The sequence below is a fragment of the Ruegeria sp. YTSA108 genome, assembly GCF_059610185.1.
The window spans coordinates 85,002-104,670 of the sequence record NZ_JBXWND010000004.1 but is presented as its reverse complement, the minus strand read 5'-3'; the positions used below and the strand labels follow the sequence as shown (position 1 = coordinate 104,670).

The window sequence follows — 19,669 nt, the reverse complement described above, 5'->3', positions numbered from 1 at the left end:
TCCATCGCCCCAGTCTGGCAGAAACCCGCTTGAGACTGTGGTGATCATGTTGACATATCAGCCCATTTCCCTGAACCGGTAAGTCGCACATTTGCATTAGGCTTACCAAAGGCTAATGTGCAAGAAATTAAGGCGCAAATGCCCGTATCGAACAGTAACCCAAGGCTAACAACGTGAGCTCTGAAATTCCCAGGTCCCTGCCTGCCAGACATGAGTTGCGCAAGGTGCGCAACAAGGGGCTGTCATTTCTGGCACTGGCCTTCCTGTTCAGCATCTTTGTCAACCTGCTGATGCTGACGGGGCCTTTATTCATGCTGCAGGTTTATGACCGGGTCCTTGCCTCTCGGGCGGTTGAAACCCTCACGGCGCTGTTTCTGATTGTCGCTCTATTATATAGCCTTATGGCCATGCTGGATTTTGCGCGAGGACGTATCGTTGCGCGGTTCGGAGCGAGGTTCCAGTCGCAACTGGACGAGCGGGTGTTCGAGGCAACGCTGCGAAAATCTCTTGTTCCGCAGGCCCGTGCAGCCCCAGCCACTGCCTTGCGCGACCTTGAGGCAATCCAGAACCTGTGTTCCTCACCTGTTTTGCTGGCCGTAATGGATATCCCCTGGACACCGGTTTTTCTGGCAGCAATCTTCCTATTCCACCCGATGCTTGGATGGCTTGCGGTTGCGGGTGGCGCGATCCTGATTGTCATCGCTCTGCTTAATCAGGCGCTCACTCATAGAAAGGTTGCCGCTGCACAGCAGGCCTCGGCGCGGGCAGGCTCATTCTCGGAACATGCCAGACAAGCCGCAGAAGTTGTCCGCTCGCAAGGAATGCAGCACGACATCTCGCAACGCTGGCTGACCCAGAGGACCGATGCGCTGAGACAGACCATCTCGGCCAGCGATTGGACCGGAAGCTTTACCTCATTAACCAAGTCGATGCGGCTGTTCTTGCAATCTGCCATGCTGGCATTGGGAGCTTTGCTGGTTTTAAGAAACGAACTGTCCCCTGGGGCAATGATTGCAGGGTCCATCCTGCTTGGGCGCGCATTGGCCCCGGTCGAGCAGGCGGTGGGCCAATGGGCATTGGTGGAGCGTGCGCGATCTGCGTGGATTTCACTGAACCGATTCCTGGACACCACCCCGCCCGAGCCGGACCGGACCAAATTGCCTGTACCAGATGCGCGCCTGATCGCCAAAGGACTGACCGTTGTACCACCCGGCGCCGATTTACCGACACTCAGGAACGTTTCACTGAAACTAGAACCGGGCAAAGCTTTGGGCGTGATCGGCAAAAGCGGGTCAGGAAAATCCACGCTTGCCAAGGCCCTGTTAGGATTGTGGAAACCGGCCGTTGGCGAAATCAGGCTTGGAGGCGCTACACTGGATCAATACGGGACTGATGATTTGGGCCAACACATCGGCTATCTGCCGCAGGAAGTCACTTTGTTCAACGGAACAGTGACCGAAAACATCGCCCGGATGTCCCAAAACCCGGATTCGGAAGCGGTCATCGCTGCAGCCAAGAAAGCCAAGGCTCATGACCTGATCCTGACATTGGAAAAGGGGTACGACACGTTTCTGGAAGGCAATGACAGTCAACTGTCGGGTGGCCAAAAGCAACGTATTGCTCTGGCGCGCGCTTTGTATGGAGATCCTGTCCTGCTGATCCTGGACGAGCCGAACTCGGCTCTGGATGCTGATGGCACTGAGGCATTGAACACCGCTATCCGAGAACTGAAGGCCGCGGGCAAATCAGCCATCATCATGACGCACCGACCACAGGCCATTTCGGAATGCGACGATCTTGCTGTTGTTGAAAATGGCCAGGTCGTGAAATCCGGCAGCCGCGATGAGGTGCTAAGCGCCATGGTTCAGAACGCAAATGCGATCAAAAAAGGTCTGGCACGGGTGGGTGAGTAATGCAAAAGCCCAATCATAATGATACGCGCCCTGTTTGGCGCATTACATTTCCTGCTCTGGTCGGGTTTCTCGCACTGGCTATTTTAATCGGCGGGTTGGGCTTTTGGGCGGTGCAGACCAGGCTGGCAGGCGCCATTGTATCGCAGGGCGTCATCGAAGTTCAAAGCAACCGCCAGGTAGTCGAGCATCCAGACGGTGGCGTGGTCGGCGAGATTTTTGTGCGCGACGGTGATTCCGTCACCGGCGGCGACATTCTGTTACGTCTGGATGACACGTTTCTGACCTCGGAAAAGACCATCGTTGAGGCGCAGCTGTTTGAATTACTCGTCCGAAAGGCACGGCTTCAGGCCGAACGCGATGGCACTGATCTGACTGTTTTGACATCCGCGCTGAACGACGTACAGAAACAAGAAGACATTGACCCTGAGCTGATCGCCGGCCAGCAACGCCTGTTCGAGGCACGTCTGAATACCCTAAATCAGCAGACTCAGCAGTTGAGCAAGCAACGCATTCAGATAGAAAGCGAGATCGAGGGCACCTTGGCGCAACTGGTCTCGCTGCGCCGTCAGGTCGATCTGATACAGGAGGAGCTGCAGGACCAGCAAAGCCTGCTTCAACGCGGCCTGACACAAGCCAGTCGGGTATCCGCCTTGCAACGCGAAGAAGCCAGCCTGACAGGTGAAATAGGCAGGCTCGAAGCGGCTGCCGCGCGGCTCAAAGGCCAAATCGCGGCAACCGAGATCAAGATTGTAGAACTGCAGGCGACACGCCGCGAAGAAGCAATCACCGCCCTACGCGATGCGCAATCGAAAATCGCGGAACTGTCTGAACGCAGGCTCTCGCTGGCTGTTCGTCTATCGCGGCTGGATATTAGAGCGCCGGTTTCCGGTACAGTCTATGGAAGCCAGGTATTTGCACTGCATTCGGTTGTACAGCCGGCAGAACCGATGATGTATGTCGTACCACAGGAAATTCCTCTGCTGATTGCCGCTCGCGTAGATGCGATTCATGTGGACCAAGTATATATTGGGCAGCCCGCCCTCCTGCGATTTCCCGCCTTCAACCAACGCGAAACCCCCGAAATCGAAGGGCATGTTGTCACGATTTCTGCCGATACGTTCACTGATGAGAACACCGGACACACATTTTATCGCGCTGAAATGTTACCTGATGCCAACCAGATCGAGCGCCTGAACGGGCAACGTCTTGTACCCGGCATGCCAGTCGAAGCGATGATCAAGACGGACGAGCGATCCCCGTTTTCATATCTGATAAAACCGATGGCCGATTACTTTAACAGGGCCTTCCGGGAATAGATTCCGTCGTCTTTAAACCGCTTCGAGATTGCCCAACAGGATCGAAGTCATGTCAGTCGTGATCACTCCGTCTACCGCGACGACATCGACACCGGTTTCGTAGGTCACGTTTGAACTTGTGATCCCCGACAAATCAGCGTCTGCGTCCAGAAACACCCACTCTGCCTCATGCGCTGTGGGCAATCCGACGGCGATCTGCAAGATAGTCAGCGCATCCAGAGCGTTGATGAGGCCATCTTGATTGATATCGGCTGCAATTAGGTTTTCCGGTGCTGCCTGCCCCCATGTCGGGTCCAGTCCCACAGAAAGCCGCAAGACCTGCAATGCGTCCAAGGCCGTGATCTCGCCGGTCCCAGCCGAATAGGACTTTATGATATCCAGTTCACCGATAAATGTGCCCGAAGGCAGATCCAGATCGAACCTCCCTTCATCGTCGGCTTGGACACTAACCGTGCCGCCTCCGTCCGGGGTGAAACGTATTTCAGCGTTTGACAGACCGGGATTTGCAGCTTGTGAATCAATGGTAATATTCCCTTGAATGCCTGCCGAACTGTCCGGGTCGAGCCCGCCCAAACCGTTCAAATCCAACGGAATATGGTCTGGCCCGCCAAATCCGGCGCCAAAGACATCTGAACTGGTCAGCGGAGCACCTGACGCCGAAAACACCTGAACCACATTATCCAGATACCCGATCTGCGCACCTTGCGCGGTGGACGTAAAAGTGAGCTGTCCAGGTGAGCGCAGGAATGGATAGTCAAACAGATCCAGCCTGTCCGATCCGACTTCAAAATCGGTAATCGTTGTCATCGCGGTTCCGGTCTGCATCACAAAGATATCAGACCCGGAACCGCCGGTCATCATAGTGGCCCCAATCCCCGCAATCAGGATGTCATCGCCGCCGCCGCCAAGTAGAGTGGCATCAAGGATGCTGCCACTGAGCATATCGTTCTGCGCGGTGCCAGTGACTGTCCCATAACCGTCCGCGGCGATACCCAGGTCAGCGACCGAAAAAGTAAGCTGCGTTAACCCGGCCTCTTCTTGTGAGGCGGCAAAGATCTGAATTTCGTCCCCGACATGGGCCACGCTGAGCGATTCGACATTTTGCAGCCCGGTGCTCAACGTATCGGCAAAACTGTCCAGATAGACCAGTTGACCATCCGGTGTCAGGGTAAACAGTGTCACCCCATCATCGCCTCCCCCGGCCACGACAAACACCTGACCATTCACTTCGACCACGGCCAGGTCCTGAGCCGATTCAAAGCGGGTATTCAGTGTATCCAGCACGTGATCGGTGGGTATCAACCGGCCATCACCAGACAGCTCCATGACGCTGATCGTGTTGCTTTCGCTGCCAGCAACGATGACCCAGGAATGGCCATGCGCCTGCACAATTTCGACGGCCGTTGGGGCGCCAATGCCCAAGGTCGAGACCCCATCGCCGGAATCTGCGAGGCTCAAGGTTGCCGCGCTGCTGTCCACCAAATAGGTCGTTATCGAATTGCTGGTGGCGTCGGTTGCGACGACAAATTGATCCGACCCGGACTTAGCGGTCTTGATCGAGTCGGCCTGACCTGCAACGGCCCCCGAAAAGGTCAGTGAGCCGTCTGAGCCGACCGTATAGGTCGAAATCAACCCGCTGCCCTCTTGCGCCACGGCCAGAATGTCGACCGATCCAAAGGAAACCTGCACTAAGGCCGAATAGCCACCCCCACCGCTCAGGGTCCCGGTTTCCTGTAATTCTCCGATAGATCCGTCTGGAAGGATTTCGTAGCTGACAAGGCCGGCTGCGGACCTGACATCCAGAACGATGTGATCGCCCCCCAACAGAGAAACCGTTACCCCGGAACGTCCAACTGTGCCCAAGATTGTACCACTGAAATATTCTATGTCTTGCTGCTGGGGAACCGCGCCTTCGACGAGGTGCCATACAACAATGCCCCCTCCCTGTCCGGTCAGGCTGTACAGATACGTTTCCCCGTTAAACGTTTCTAAAGCCGTATCGCCGATACCTGAATCGAGCGCTGCGCTCCCTGTTGCAACTACTCCGCCGAACTGAAGCATCATACCAAATCACCCCACGCCAAAATCTGGCTCTTGAACAGGATGATCTGATGCCCGGTCCAATACCAAAGCGGGATTGTGGTGAAAACGAGGAGTTCGGTTTCAGTTTAACACAATTTTTTCTGGTCCGACCGCATGAACATCCGATGGGCAACACACATGAACAAAACGTCGCTGCCCATGATTTCAGCGCGGAAACAGCATGTGAGGGCAAGATGACCAAAACACCTGATATGACACGCAATCCTGCAAGTACCCGGCCCGATGCGGGTCAGCGGCAACAGATACGCAAGTGGATCGGCAACAAAATGCGTCGCTGGGTCGGGCGCGGTATCGCAGGCAGTCTAAGTTCGGCCTTGCTTGCCCTTCCTGCGTTGGCACAGGCCACGACCGAAGAACTGGACACCTTCCAATTCGCTGATGCGATTCCCGGCGTTAACAGCGCAAAGCTGCTGGCAAATGGCGATGTTCTCCTCAAATTGGAAGATGGGCGCACGATTTTGGTCTCGGCAGAGAATGTTCATATCCTGGATGGCGGCTCCATCATGATTGCCGAAGATGCGGCGGCGGAAATCGCGCAATTCGCACTGGCCGCCGAAGCCGGGGGAGCCGCAGCAGCCGCTGGCGGCGTTAGCGGCGCCGGTGCTGTTTTGGGGGGCCTTGGTCTGGCGGGTGCAGCCGCAGCAGGAGGAGGTGGTGGCGGTGGCGGTGGAGATGACGAGGCTCCGGCGCCCGCGCCGGATATCCAAAGCCTGAACCTTGCTGGTCTGCAAGCGAACGCATTGAACAGCGCCAGCGCAAACCTGATGGCACCGACCGGAACCACAACGGTCGAGGTGACAATCGGGTCACTGACCAAGACGGCAACGCCCAATCCAGATGGCAGTTGGAGTATTTCCCTTACGGCGGTTGAGGCGGCTAGCCTTCCTCAAGGTGTGACAACAGTCACCGTCCGCAACCTGGATGGAGCGGGTGAGGAAGTATCGGTCGAAACGGTAAGATTTGATGTGGACACTCTTCCACCGACGGTCAGCATTACGGGCTTTTCGGTCGGGGCCATTCTGAATGCCGCCGAGCAAGCGACTGATCTTACAATCTCGGGCACTTCTGACGCCGAGAGAGGTCAAACAGTAACGGTATCTGTAAACGGGCAGACTTATACTGGGACAGTGAATGGCGGCGGCCACTGGAGTGTTACCGTGCCAGCCACAGACCTGGCCGCCCTGCCTGACGGGGTGACCGTTTCAGTGACTGCCGATGTCGACGACCGCGCGGGTAATCCGGCGGTACAGACAAGCGCAAGCTTTGACACAGACTTTAGCGCTCCAACGATCACGCTTGATCCGGTCTCTGGCGGCTCGATCGGCCTGGGGGACATTAGCTCTGATCTGGTTGTGTCCGGGTCAACGTCCGCCACAGACGGTCAGACGGTCACTGTGACGTTCGATGGCCAAGCATATACCGGCACCGTGTCAGGCGGTACTTGGAGTGTCACCATACCCAGCGGCGACCTCGGCTCGCTTTCCACCGGAATTCCGGCCACGGTAAGTGTTGTCGTAGATGATGTGGCAGGAAACCCATCGGTACCGGTCACCGCCTCGGTTCCGGTCGATCTGACGGGACCCTCGGTGAATATCGCGCCATTGTCAGTTGGCGCGGTCATCAACGCTGCCGAAACCGCCTCCGACCTGACCATCAGTGGCACAACAGGAAATGTTCAGGACGGCCAGGTGGTGACAGTCACCCTGGATGGACAAACCTACACCGGTTCAGTCAGCGGCGGCAGTTGGAGCGTCACCGTCCCTGCAAGCGATCTTGCATCGCTGGCAGATGGGGGCGATTTCACGATCACGGCGGATGTGCTTGACACAGACGGCCTATCTGCACCGCAGGCAAGTGTCCCGCTTTCGAAAGATGCCACCGCGCCGACTGTAAGCATCGACAACTTTTCCGACGGCGCTGTCATGAATGCAGCCGAACAGGGCACTGATCTGACAATCTCTGGAACAACGAACGCTGAGGATGGTCAAACCGTAACCGTTTCCATGAATGGGCAGGACTACACCGCAACCGCCTCTGGCGGTACCTGGTCGGCGACCGTCCCGGCGATAGATCTTGCTGCCTTGTCCGATGCAGCAACCGTCAATGTTACCGCAGATGTCTCGGACGCGGCTGGAAACCCTGCCCTGCAGGCCATCGGCAGTTTCACAACGGATTTCACAGCACCGGCGGTCTCTATCACCGGGTTGTCGGATGGGGCTGTCATGAACGCCGCGGAACAAGGAACCGACCTTACAGTGTCCGGAACCTCTGATACGGCAGATGGCACGGTTGTGACCGTAGAAATCGTTCGGCAGGACGGCACAGTTGACGTCACCGGCACGGCGACCGTAACGGGCGGGTCCTGGACCTATACCGCCTCAGCCGCGGATTTGGCCGGACTTCAGGATAGCGAAACCTACGATGTCGAGGCATCTGCTTCGGATGCGGCTGGGAACACAACAGCGACATCAACCAGTTTTGACACAGACTATACAGCACCAGCGGTCACCATCGACCCTCTTTCGGTCGGGTCAGAGCTGGATGTATCCGAAAAAGATAGTGACCTGACGATCACCGGGACTACGGATGCCGCCGATGGGGAAACGGTTACAGTCACACTGAACGGGCAGTCCTATACAGGCACCGCCTCAAGTGGCACCTGGTCAGCAATCGTTCCGTCCGGTGACTTGGGAGCGTTGGCAGACAGCACAACCTTCCAGGTTTCAGCGACGGTTACGGATTCCGCCGGCAACATCTCTACCGCCGCCGCCACCCCGTTAGCCACGGATTTCCGGCCTGTCCTGACAATCAATGACACCGGAACAAACGGTGCCGTTTCATTGAATGACGCCCAAAATTCAGGAGTCGTTGTCTCTGGCACGTCAATAGGCCTTGCCGCAGGCGAGGCTGTAGATGTGACGTTGAATTCCATGTCAGTCGGAACCGCTACGGTCGGTGCCGACGGAACCTGGACACTGTTGGTAAGTGTTGCGACCTTTGCATCAGTCGAGGCGGGGGATGATCTGGACTTTGGCGCAGAGGTATCTGTGGCAGGTGGCCCTGATCCTTTGCCAGTTACGGATGAAAACACGGCCCATGAACCTGCAGCCTATGTGATCACTGAAGCCGGACAAAGTGGATCAACAGTCACATTTGAAATCTACGCAGACCCTGATACGGATTTGTCCAGCGGTCTGGCGATCACAGCCGAACTGGGTTTCGATCCCTCAGTGGTGACGTTTGACACCGGATCAGATGTCGAGAATGGGGCATTCGATTTGTTCCTGACGAACCCGGTGAGTGGATCAGCCGTCAGTTTTGCTGGCGCGGCGACCACCTATTCCGACCTGTCCCAACCCATCGTCACATTCACGATGACAGTTCTAGATGCCTCTGAACCGATTGTTCTGACGTTGACGACTCCGGATGGTGGTCCATCGGTGCTGCAGATCGGGACGTCAGGCGACGACACATTGATTGCAACCAACATCGACAACGTCATTCGTGGCCAGGACGGCGATGACACAGTGGATGTCTCAGGTGCTGGTCGGGACATTGTCGTGTTCGAGCCGGACCCAACAGCAAATGGCGTTGATACGATCACTGGCTTCACGACTGGACCCGCGACTGACACCGCTGATGCGATCATGTTCAGTGGATTGGATGTCGACAGCCTGCGCGGCGACGGAACAGGTGTGGAAACGCTTTCAGTAGGGGATGCACTAGGCGCGGACACCGGAGTGGTTGGCTTGACGACAGAGCTGAGCGATCTGACTGCTCAAACCATCGAGACAGCGGTCGAAAGCCTTACCGGCGCCGAAGCAGGTGACGAGATCTATGTCCTGGCTACGGATGGAACTGACAGTGTGCTGGTCAAGGTCGACTATTCCGCATCCGATGCGGCGACAGTCGAAACGGTGGCCCATTTCACCGGATTGGATGACCTCAGCGGGCTTACTGCTGACAATATTCTGCATACCGATCCAACCGGGGCCAGTGCCTGACGCTCGACTACGCTGCCACCCTACGCGGGTGGCAGTACTCTCGATTTTCAAGAGGTAGAAATGGCACAGAATGGCCTAGTTCCGATCAATTTCAACCGTCACAGTCATCGGTATTGGAAGCGTTTCACATCTTATGACTTTGCAGCTGAACGCACCGAGAGCGTGATCGTGGAAGAAGAGGTGCTCCAGATTGCAGCCACTTTTCCAATTGTGTTTCGCAGGACCGGCCCAGAAATTGAACCGATTGCTGTATATTCACTTCTTGCTGGTGAACCCTCGCCATTTGTTTCAACAGAAGGGCGTTGGCTGGCCAGCTATATTCCGTCCGAACTGCGCAGCCACCCCTTTTCGTGCCGCCGAATGGATAACGGCAGCACCTTTCAGCTGGTGGTAGATGAAGGTTCAGGCCTGTTGACCGAAGAGTGCTCTGACAATCCCTTTTTTTCAACTCCGGATACGCTCGGCACTGAATTGAAAGAAGTTCAAAACTTCTTGAAAGCGCGCGCAACCTCTCAGATTAGAACAACCGAAATTTGCAAAATGATAGACGCCTTTGGGCTGTTTGAGCCCCTGAGCGGTAATTTGGAATTCGGCTCTGCACATAACTGGTTGCAAATCAACTCTGCACGCCTGGAACAGCTATCGGCAAAACGCAAATTGGAACTGGTCGAAACAAAAGGCTTACGCCTGATCTATGGCCATCAGGCTTCATTATCCAATCTCAGATGGCTTTTTCAGGCGCAAAAGCAGATTTCCCAGGCCGGTGCATCTGTAAAATACACCGAAAATTCAGAACTTACCGGTTTCATGAATGCATTCGCCCAAGCCCAAACCGATGACGTAATCTGGTCCTAATGAAGTGTGAATGACAAATGCCCACATGCGGTCGCTTTTTGAGTTTTCTGATTTCTGCTCTCTCTTTCAGCATAGTATCGGCCTGTACCCAACCACCTGACATTGCCGGTGTCGAGGCTTCTTTTTCAACCGGGGCCGTGGGTTTCCGCACACATGAACCATCTCAGAAACTGACCACCAGTTCCTTTGGCAAGCGCGTACGGCACGCTGTCGAGACCAGTCCCAACCTCGCGCGATCTATGTCCGCGCTGGATGTGGCGGTAGCCAATCACGACGCGGCAAAAGGGGCCTTTCTTCCGCAGGTTTCACTTGGAATCAACGCCAGATCCGAGCGGGTAGACTCGGACACAGCCGACGTGACCCCTTATCTGCGGATCTCACAGCTCGTTTATGACGGGGGGGCCGCATCCGGTGATTTGACTGCTGCAAAAGCACGGGTTTTTGAAAGTCGCAGCGGCCAGTTATCAACAGCCTCGGCAACCGCTCTGGCTGCGATTGAGGTCTATATAGTGGTCTTGGATTTACGGAAAATCCTGGATATTTCGGTGAAAAATGTGGAAGTCCACCAACAGCTCGTTCAACAAATTTCCGAGAGGGCTGCATTAGGCGCTGGTTCGAACGCCGATGTATTGACAGCGCGGTCGCGGATGGCCGATGCACGGACGCGACTGGCGGATGCAAAAGCCAGAGTGGACCTCGCAGATGCCCGGTTTCGTGAAGTTTTTGGCAGCCCGTCAGGTGATCTTCAACCCCCAGTCAAAGCGCCGACGATCTCACAATCGGATCATAGTATCGTAACGGGAAGCCTGCAGATTCGACGTTCGGAAGCGGCCCTGCTTGCCGCCAAGGCAGAACGTTCTGCCGCTTTGGCACGCCGTCAACCCGGCGTGAATGTTTCGGCATTTGCGGATCGCGATGATAGCAATGACGCAAATTTCGGGGTCGACCTGTCCTTCAATTATGAGCTGGACTCTACTGGACAGCGCCGTGCCACCATCACCGCGGCTGAAGCCAAAGTTCGCGAAGCGGAATTCGTTCATCAATCCCTAACGCGAGAAATACAAAGAGAGCTGGACACAATTCGCACTGACCAAATTGCTGGAGCACAACGGCTTAAAGAGGCGCGAATAGCTGCGCAGGCGAATGCTGACAGTGTTGCAGCGGCGCGCGCGCAATTCACAATCGGACGACGCAGTCTGATCGAAATCCTTGACGCACAGCGCGACTATGTGAATGCGCAGGAAAGACTTATCCTAGCCGAACAGAACTATTTCCTGACAGACTACGCAATCCTTAGTTTGACTGGTGACATCCTGGATCTCCTTGGGATTTCAATCAGTTCCGTTGAGGGTTCTCAATGAAACAATTGACACCTGCCTTCGCAACGCCCGAATTATCGTGCTTTGAAAAATGTCTGATGCACGCTGCGGCCCATCTTGACTGTCCAATCACTTTTGCCGGGATTCTCGCGGCCCAAACAGGGTCGAACGGAGAGCTTACAATCCGCGATTCATTGGAACTGGCACGGCGTGTTGGGATCCAGGCGGGATACGGAAGAAGGGCTTTGTCAGCTTTTGACAACACTTTGGTTCCTGCGTTGTTGATTCTTGAAGGGGGAAGATCCGTTGTGTTTCATGGCCGAACCTCAAATGGTCGGGTTCTGATCTATGATCCAGAGGTTGGTTCGGAAATAGGTGAAATTCAGCAAACCGATCTATCAGATGTCTATACAGGGTTTGCGATCCTGCTGCGGCGCAATCACCGTGAGGATTTAGCCACGGGGTCCAGTTCTGCTTCGGGCCACTGGTTTTGGTCCGCCATGACGGCAAATCGTTGGTCTTACACTCAGGTTGCGCTTGCGGCGGCGTTGGCAAATCTGCTTGGTCTATCTACCTCGGTCTTTATCATGGTCGTCTATGACCGTGTTTTGCCAAACGAAGCCACAGAATCTCTGATTGCTTTGACAGCAGGTGTTGGGATCGCGCTGCTTTTTGATTTCGTACTCAAACTTCTGCGGGCAGGATTCATAGATCGGGCTGGCCAGAAAGCAGATATTTCGATGGGCCGTAGAGTCTTTGACCAGGTCCTCAACATTCGCATGAAGGCGCGCACAGGTTCGACAGGAGCCATGGCCAGCACCATTCGTGAATTTGAAACACTCCGTGAGTTTTTCACATCCGCCACCTTGGTGGCAGTCGTGGATCTACCCTTCATAGCATTGTTTGTCTTTGTCATTTACTTGGTCGGTGGCCCACTTGCACTTGTTCCAGCTCTGGCTGTGCCTGTCGTTTTGCTCGCAGGCATCATCGTGCAACCTATACTTTCTCGCCTTGCCGAGAAAAGCTTCACCGATGGTCAATCCAAGCAATCGGTTCTGGTCGAAACTGTATCCGGGTTGGAGACCATAAAAACGACAGCGGCGGCCCGGCCCATGAGGTCGCGGTGGGAGGCTGCCATACAGCTTCAGTCATCACATGGCGCGCGCAGCAGGGCAGTGACTCAATTTGCCTTGAATCTGACCGGATTTACCCAACAGGCCGCCCAGGTCCTTATCGTTTTCTACGGTGTTTTTCTTGTGATGGATGGTCAGGCAAGCATGGGCGCGCTTGTTGCTTCGGTCATGTTGACCGGGCGGGCTCTTGCGCCACTTGGGCAACTGGCACAGACCCTGACACGGGTTAATCAGGCCCGAAATGCCTATCAAAACCTTAATGCCTTAATGCAGGCCGACAGTGAACGCCCCGAAGGGCGGAGCTGGATCAGTCGCGATCGCTTTGAAGGGAGATTAACCTTCGAAAATATCCAGTTTGCTTATCCCGAAAAACACGACAACGTCTTGTCCGGTGTTTCATTCACCATCTCGCCCGGAGAGAAGGTTGCAATCCTCGGTCCGATCGGCTCGGGGAAAAGCACGGTCGCGCGGCTAATGCTTGGCTTGTACGATCCAGACGCCGGGTCTGTTCAATTGGATGGGGTCGATATCAGACAAATTGATCCAGGTGATTTGCGGCGCAATATCGGCTCTGTTCTGCAAGATATTTGGCTGTTTTCCGGGTCAATCCGCGACAATATCAAAAGCGGCGCAATCAGGCCAAGGGATGAGGATCTGATTTGGGCGGGCCAAGTCGCTGGGGTCGAGGATTTTGTCTCTCGCCATCCCGGAGGCTATGACCAAAATCTGGAAGAGCGCGGTGAGGGATTGTCAGGGGGACAACGGCAGGCCATCGCCTTGGCCAGAGCCCTGATTGGTAAACCTCCGGTTCTTCTTCTCGACGAGCCAACAAGTGCCATGGACGTCAAAACCGAAGCTGAGGTCATTCAGCGGCTCAAAAAGGCGACCCCCGACACAACTATGCTGATCGTAACCCATCGAACCAGCCTATTGGAACTTGTCGATAGGGTTATCGTCATAGAGGGCGGCAAAGTACGGGTAGATGGACCAAAAAGCATACTGTCACAGCATTCCGGAAAGCAACGGAGGCATCTGAATGTCGCAGCATCATGACCTAGCCTCGCTTGCCCGGGAAATGCGAGGCGGGTCACCGGTCAGGAGTTCATTGCTTCTCTTGGTAATCCTGACTTTCTTGGCGGCTGCAGCGTTTTGGGCCCATTTCACTGAACTTGATGATGTCACCCGTGTAGAAGGCCGCATCGTGCCGTCGGCGGATGTTCAGATGATTGAAGCTACGGAGTCCGGCATTCTGCAGTCATTGAATGTCCGAGAAGGCGAGGTTGTTGAAAAGGGGAAGTTGCTGATGGAGTTCGATACCACCCAAATCGACAGCAAGCTCAGCCAAGAGGAACAGCGTGCATATGGCTTGAGAGCCCGATCTCAGCGCCTGCAAGCTGAGATAGACGGGACCGAGCTGACATTTGATACGATCCTGGTCCAAGGTGCGCCGACTGTTGTTCAGTCTGAGACAGCTCTGTTTCAAGGCCGGCGATCAGAGTTGCAGGCAGAAATCTCAATTCTGATGAGCCAACGGGAACAACGGTTAAGAGAATACGAAGAAGGGCTTGTCGATACGGTGACCGCGTCCGAGACTTTGAAAGTTCTGGCCGAGGAACGGGCAATCATTACCCCCCTAGTAGAACAGCAGATGGAACCCGCCACGACACTATTGTCATTGCGACGCAGCGAGGCTGAGTGGCAAGGCCGCCGGACCAGGGCTGAAGCCGCTACCAACCGTCTGAAGACAGGATTGGAGGAAATTGATGATCGGGTTCGGGCGACACAAAGCAGGTTTCGAAGTGCGGCTTTGACCGAACTTGCATTGGCAACTGCGGAACTGGCTACTCTGGAACCATCACTGCCAGCCTTACGAAACAGAGCGGAACAGGCACAAATCAGGTCGCCGGTACGCGGCATCGTAAATCGCATTCACCGCACGACCATAGGCGGTATGGCACGGAGCGGTGAGGAACTGATCGAAATTGTACCGCTGGATGAGTCTTTGTTGGTCGAAGCCTATGTCCGCCCCGAAGACATCGCATTTCTGCACCCTGAACAGTTGGTTCGGATCAAGATTACTGCCTATGATTTTGCTCGATACGGGGCCTTGGACGGGCAAATTATCCGTATCGGGGCTGATACCGTGACGCGATCTGAGCGGGACGATGAAGAAGTTTTTGTCGTGGAAATCCGGACCAACCACTCGATGTTGGATGGGAACGGAGTAGCGGTTGAAATTATTCCCGGCATGATTGCCGAGGTGGATATTCTTGCGGGCAAGAAAACCGTTTTGGACTACCTGCTGCAGCCGATTGTCAAAGTCAAAGATCAGGCTCTTCGTGAGTAGTAATTGACCGGGCCAACGCCCATTACTTCTCGATGCCGTTCAGAATCTATGTGGGGCCCCGCCCATTCGGACTGAGCTTAGGATCCCGGAAGCTTGAATTGCTGGTCAAACAGTTGGCGGAACGTCCCGTTATGTTCGATTAGCGCATCAAGGTTGCCCTGTTCGATAACTTCGCCGTCTTGAACAACCATAATGGTATCTGCCTGAAGCACAGTCGAAAGCCGGTGTGCGATTACAATGGTTGTTACATTCTCGGTCAACTTGTCCAGCGCAGCCTTAACAAGCGCCTCAGATTCCGCATCCAAAGCACTGGTGGCTTCATCCAAAAGCAAAATCTCGGCATTGCGTAGAATTGCCCGCGCGATCGCCAGACGCTGTTTTTGACCTCCAGAAAGAAACGCGCCGTTTTCGCCTACCTGCGTATCGTACCCATTTGGCAGTTGTGAGATGAACACATCAGCATGGGCAGCCTTTGCGGCCTCAATCACCTCTTCATCGGTGGCACCAGGTCGCGCAAAACGAAGGTTCTCCATCACGGTTGTCGAGAACAGGAACGTGTCTTGGCCCACATAGGAGATCTTCCGGCGCAAAGAGGCAAAACTTACATCGACAAGGTTTTGGCCATCGATTTCGACCTTGCCCTGATCGGGATCATAAAACCGCATGATCAACCCAAAAATCGTGGACTTGCCACCACCGGACTGACCCACCAGAGCTGTCGTCTTGCCTGCCTCGAAGGTCAGGTTCATATCTCGGATTACTTTTTGCTCACCCTGATAGCCGAACGTCACGTTGTTTAGACGGATTTCACCCGGGCCGGATTTCAGCTTTTCAGGGTTCACGCTTTCGACCATCGGGTCTTCCTGATCAAGCAGCTCGAACATCATCCCCACTGGTACCAGGGCCGTTTCAATCACGACCCGCATTTTTGACAGGCGTTTGGCGGGTTCATAAGCCATCAGAAGCGCTGTGATAAATGACATCAGTTGGCCTGCCGAAGTCGGCTCGCTGCCGGTAATATCAAGAGTACTGATGATCAGAACACCCGCAATCGCGACACCGGCCAGAAGCTCCATCAACGGGCTGGCAATCGACTGCAATCTGGAAATTGAGTTCGCCCGTTTTTCAACCGACCTGATCGCCCCATTCATACGGTCAGTCATGTTGTCTTCCAAAGCAAAGACCTTGATGACCCGAATGCCCGCAGATGTTTCCTGCAGAACCTTGATGATTTCAGACAGCGCCTTCATTTCTGACTGCATGATCGACCGCACACCTTTGAGGATGTAACGCACACTCAAAAGCGCAACGGGACCCACAAAGAAGAACAGAATTGACAATACAGGTTCCTGGTAAATCATCACGAAGATGAGGCCGACCAATGTCAGGGCATCACGAACGAAGCTGGTCACCATGACGTCGATAAGCCGCCGCGCGGCCTGAGCGCCATGAGTTACGCGCATAAGAAGGTTGGACGATTCTGTTTCAGCAAAGAAACCAACACCGCGTTTCAGCAGCTTATTGTAAAGCCTTTCCTGTTGCACCGCTATGATCCGGTTGCCCGCACGCGCCAGAAAGATCGACTGGATATAAGAGGCGACAGCCTTACTCAAAAACAAGCCGACGACCGCTGCGGCAATCAGGTAGACTTGCGACTTCATCTCAGGCGTGGTCATCGCATTGACGATGTTCTCCATCATCCATGCGGTTCCCGCAGTTGTTGCTGCGACGACAATCATCGCCACCATGGCAACACCGTACAACCAACCCTGCTTCCGAAGACTTTCACTCAAAAGTCGACCGAGATGGCTGGATCGCCAGTTCGCTAAGGTCTCTTTGATCATTTTACGCTCCAAAACCTTTTCGAATTCGATATCTGATCACGTTTCAACCCAAGTTAGCCTTAGCCAAAGAACCGCGCGGTTGTGTTAGTTATGCCTGACTGTACCGAGAATCCAGTGCCTGCCGAAAGATTATCAACACGCGACCGACAATAACGGGGTGGCGACCGCAATATCTACTTTAGCACCCCTACGTTCCGACGGCTTATGAGCCCGTTTCACACCGAATGCCAGATGCACCCAGCTTCGTCATCATCATCGCCAGGCGACGTCGCCCAAAAAGATGTACCCTGCCCCATAGATGGTTTTAATCAATCGCGGGTTCTTAGGGTCCTCGCCCAGTTTTGTTCGCAATCGGGATATTCGCACGTCCATGGCCCGGTCAAAGCTGTCGCCCGCGCCTCCCCCGAGCGCTTCTTGCATCTGCGACCGGCTGATCAACCGTTTAGGACTATCTAGAAACAGACGTAACACCTCGGCCTCGGCGTGGCTGAACGGCGTTTCTGATCCGGAACCGTCTTCAAGAACGTAGCGGTCGAAATACGCGGTCCAGCCGTTGAATTCTGCGATCTCTGACTGAGGAGCTGGTGCCCGCGATGATCGAAGCCGCGCCCGGATACGAGCGACCACTTCGGCTGGATCAAAGGGTTTGGTGATGTAGTCATCCGCACCAAGCTCCAATCCGGTGACACGATCCTGTACCTGTGCCCGCCCCGAAATAATGATGACTGCGGCACCTTGTTCCAAAGCCAGGCGATGAACAAGTGCCAAGCCGTCTGTGTCCGGCAAAGACAGGTCGACCAGACACACATCGGGCACCACTCTTTTCAACGATGCTTCAAATTCACGAGCACGGGAAAAACTTTGAGTGCGGAACCCCGCCTCTTCCAGTGTGTCGGTCAGGATACGACGTATCTCAGGCTCATCATCTAAGATGGTTACCAGCGGTTGGTTCATCATGCGGCCTCATTTCGGATTAAGGCAGTAAGCTGCGCTTGTGTGAACGGTTTGCGCAGAACTGGTGCCAAAGCCAGTGCCTGACGATGCAGCGGGTCGGAATAAGGCAGCGATGTCATTAGAATACACGGCAAGTCAGGGTTCACTTTCTGCAAAAGGTCAAGCCCTGTCTCTGGTCCTTCCAGCCGAATGTCGGACAATATCAATGCAATGTCTTCGATCTGGTTCACCAATGAAAGCGCCTCATCGGTTGAGGTCGCCTCAATCACGGTGAACCCCATCTCCACAAGCATATCACGGAAATTCCGACGAAGTTGGCTGCTGTCTTCAACCAACAGAACCAGCCCTTCCAGCGCAGGCGGCGCGGCGCGGTATGGTAACCGAAGAACCACCATGGCGCCGCTTGGTGTATTGCGCAGGCTCAGATTTCCGCCGGTCAATTTGACCGTATCGTAAACCATGGGCAAACCCAAACCCGATCCCTTATCACCCTTTGTGGTGAAGAAAGGATTGAGTGCTTTTCCAAGCGCTTCTTCCGAAAAGCCCGGCCCTGTGTCCGAGACGGAAATCTCGATCCAGGTTCCACCAATCGTATGCGCGCTGATCGTGATCTGACCTGTTTCTCCGCACGCATCTCGCGCATTCAGCACCAGATTCAGGATGGCGTCCTGCATCATCCCCTGATCCAACATAAGTGCCACATCCGGCAATGTATTCACGACCGAAAGCCCCATGCCACGCGGCAGTGACGGCGTGGCGAGAATACGCAAATCCTCGAGCAGAGCACGCATATCCGTGGCTTTGGGTTGCGGCGTTCGGCTACCGGTCATGCCTGCTATGCGGTTCAGCAACTGCCCGCCGCGTTTAGCAGTCTGGCGCGTGGCGGCCACCAGCTTTTGTGCGCCTTCCGGCAGGTCCATTTTATCAAGCTTGGCCTGCATCCCCAGTATAATTGTCAGCAAGTTTGAGAAATCATGCGCAAGACCGCTTGTCATTTGCGCCGCCATTTCCCGGCGGCGTGTTTGTTGCAGGGCCACACGGGCTTGCGTTTCTTCAGTGATGTCGACTGACATCACATAGACACCGCCTTCGCTGTCGGGCGTGAACGAAACACGGATTCGACGTGAATCCTGACCCTCTGTGAATTCAAATACCGTGGCTTCCCCGTCGTAGGCACGGTTCAGGTTCTGTTCGATCCGCGCAAATGCGGCCGGTCCCAAAGCGTCAGAAATATGCATCCCAAGAATTTCAGAGGGACGGCCGGGCAAAACCGAACTGAGCTTGCGATTGGAATAATCGTACCGCCCATCGGCATCCAGATGCGCAATATGCGCTGGCATCATTTCGGTTGTCATCCGGGTACGGGCTTCGATTTCGGTTAACTGACGTTTTGCCTCTTCCAAAGCCGAAATGGTCGACGCTAGCTTTCTGTTGGTCGCTGCCAATTCCTCGGCCCGGGTCAACAATTCGTCCGACAATTCTTCGGAACGCGCCCGCAATAGCGCTTCGGCCTGTTTGGTATCCGTGATGTCGGTATAGACCGTTACCCATCCGCCGTTGGGCAGCGGTGCACCCTCGACCGAGATCACCTGCCCATTCGCCCTGACGCGCTCAATATAGTGCGGTTCAAATGTGAGGGCTTGACTGACCCTATGTGCGACGATGTCCTCGACATCCTCATCATGGCCATACTCGCCGATGCTCGCCAGAAAATGTATTGTGTCACGGAACAACGCACCCGGCCGGACCAGATCATCCGGAAGGTCGAACATCACCTGAAAAGGCCGGTTGCAAAGCACCAGCCGCAACTGACTGTCGTAGATCGACAACGCCTGACCGATCAGATTCAGCCCAGCTGTCGTCATTGCCTTTATCTGGTTA

The 19,669-nt window shown here is 54.9% G+C and carries 11 protein-coding genes; 7 read left to right on the top strand and 4 right to left on the bottom strand.

The genetic code is table 11. From position 1 onward, the window contains the following. Positions 1 to 173 precede the first annotated feature (173 nt). Together AC2FHW_RS07750 and AC2FHW_RS07745 are read left to right on the top strand one after the other, a co-directional pair. Positions 174 to 1,913 (top strand): type I secretion system permease/ATPase, encoded by a 1,740-nt coding sequence (locus AC2FHW_RS07750; RefSeq protein ID WP_416383920.1) that lies wholly within the window; start codon positions 174 to 176, stop codon positions 1,911 to 1,913. Next, positions 1,913 to 3,229, top strand: coding sequence for an HlyD family type I secretion periplasmic adaptor subunit (locus tag AC2FHW_RS07745; protein WP_271948965.1), 1,317 nt, complete (start codon positions 1,913 to 1,915; stop codon positions 3,227 to 3,229). The genes AC2FHW_RS07750 and AC2FHW_RS07745 overlap by 1 nt, the downstream gene beginning before the upstream one ends. Positions 3,230 to 3,241: 12 nt before the next feature. Here AC2FHW_RS07745 and AC2FHW_RS07740 read toward each other — a convergent pair whose 3' ends face one another. Next, positions 3,242 to 5,293, bottom strand: a complete 2,052-nt coding sequence (locus AC2FHW_RS07740; RefSeq protein ID WP_496821733.1) for a dockerin type I domain-containing protein — start codon at positions 5,291 to 5,293, stop codon at positions 3,242 to 3,244. A gap of 212 nt (positions 5,294 to 5,505) precedes the next feature. Here AC2FHW_RS07740 and AC2FHW_RS07735 point away from each other — a divergent pair, with 212 nt between their 5' ends. The 5 genes from AC2FHW_RS07735 to AC2FHW_RS07715 all read left to right on the top strand — a co-directional run bounded on the left by AC2FHW_RS07735 (position 5,506) and on the right by AC2FHW_RS07715 (position 14,990). After that, positions 5,506 to 9,336: a beta strand repeat-containing protein gene (locus tag AC2FHW_RS07735; protein ID WP_496821731.1), complete on the top strand. Its 3,831-nt coding sequence runs from the start codon at positions 5,506 to 5,508 to the stop codon at positions 9,334 to 9,336. A gap of 60 nt (positions 9,337 to 9,396) precedes the next feature. Further along, on the top strand, positions 9,397 to 10,191 hold the full coding sequence (locus tag AC2FHW_RS07730) for a SapC family protein (RefSeq protein ID WP_271948974.1): 795 nt from the start codon (positions 9,397 to 9,399) through the stop codon (positions 10,189 to 10,191). 137 nt (positions 10,192 to 10,328) lie between these two features. Continuing rightward, positions 10,329 to 11,552, top strand: coding sequence for a TolC family protein (locus tag AC2FHW_RS07725; RefSeq protein WP_271948977.1), 1,224 nt, complete (start codon positions 10,329 to 10,331; stop codon positions 11,550 to 11,552). After that, positions 11,549 to 13,696, top strand: coding sequence for a type I secretion system permease/ATPase (locus AC2FHW_RS07720; RefSeq protein WP_271948980.1), 2,148 nt, complete (start codon positions 11,549 to 11,551; stop codon positions 13,694 to 13,696). Before AC2FHW_RS07725 ends, AC2FHW_RS07720 begins: the two co-directional genes overlap by 4 nt. Before the next feature lie 52 nt (positions 13,697 to 13,748). Continuing rightward, positions 13,749 to 14,990, top strand: coding sequence for an HlyD family type I secretion periplasmic adaptor subunit (locus AC2FHW_RS07715; protein ID WP_496676917.1), 1,242 nt, complete (start codon positions 13,749 to 13,751; stop codon positions 14,988 to 14,990). Positions 14,991 to 15,067: 77 nt separating this feature from the next. On the opposite strand, the gene AC2FHW_RS07710 is transcribed toward AC2FHW_RS07715, so the two are convergent. The 3 genes from AC2FHW_RS07710 to AC2FHW_RS07700 form a co-directional block, all read right to left on the bottom strand. Beyond that, entirely contained in the window at positions 15,068 to 16,834 is a 1,767-nt protein-coding gene (locus AC2FHW_RS07710; RefSeq protein WP_496713601.1) for an ABC transporter ATP-binding protein, read from the bottom strand. 252 nt (positions 16,835 to 17,086) lie between these two features. Next, positions 17,087 to 17,788 carry a response regulator transcription factor gene (locus AC2FHW_RS07705; RefSeq protein WP_142636417.1) on the bottom strand — a complete coding sequence of 234 codons (702 nt, stop codon included), beginning with the start codon at positions 17,786 to 17,788 and terminating at the stop codon, positions 17,087 to 17,089. Beyond that, the gene (locus AC2FHW_RS07700; protein ID WP_271948990.1) at positions 17,788 to 19,653 is read right to left on the bottom strand and encodes a PAS-domain containing protein; all 1,866 of its coding nucleotides are present in this window, start codon (positions 19,651 to 19,653) and stop codon (positions 17,788 to 17,790) included. The genes AC2FHW_RS07705 and AC2FHW_RS07700 overlap by 1 nt, the downstream gene beginning before the upstream one ends. Positions 19,654 to 19,669: the final 16 nt, after the last annotated feature.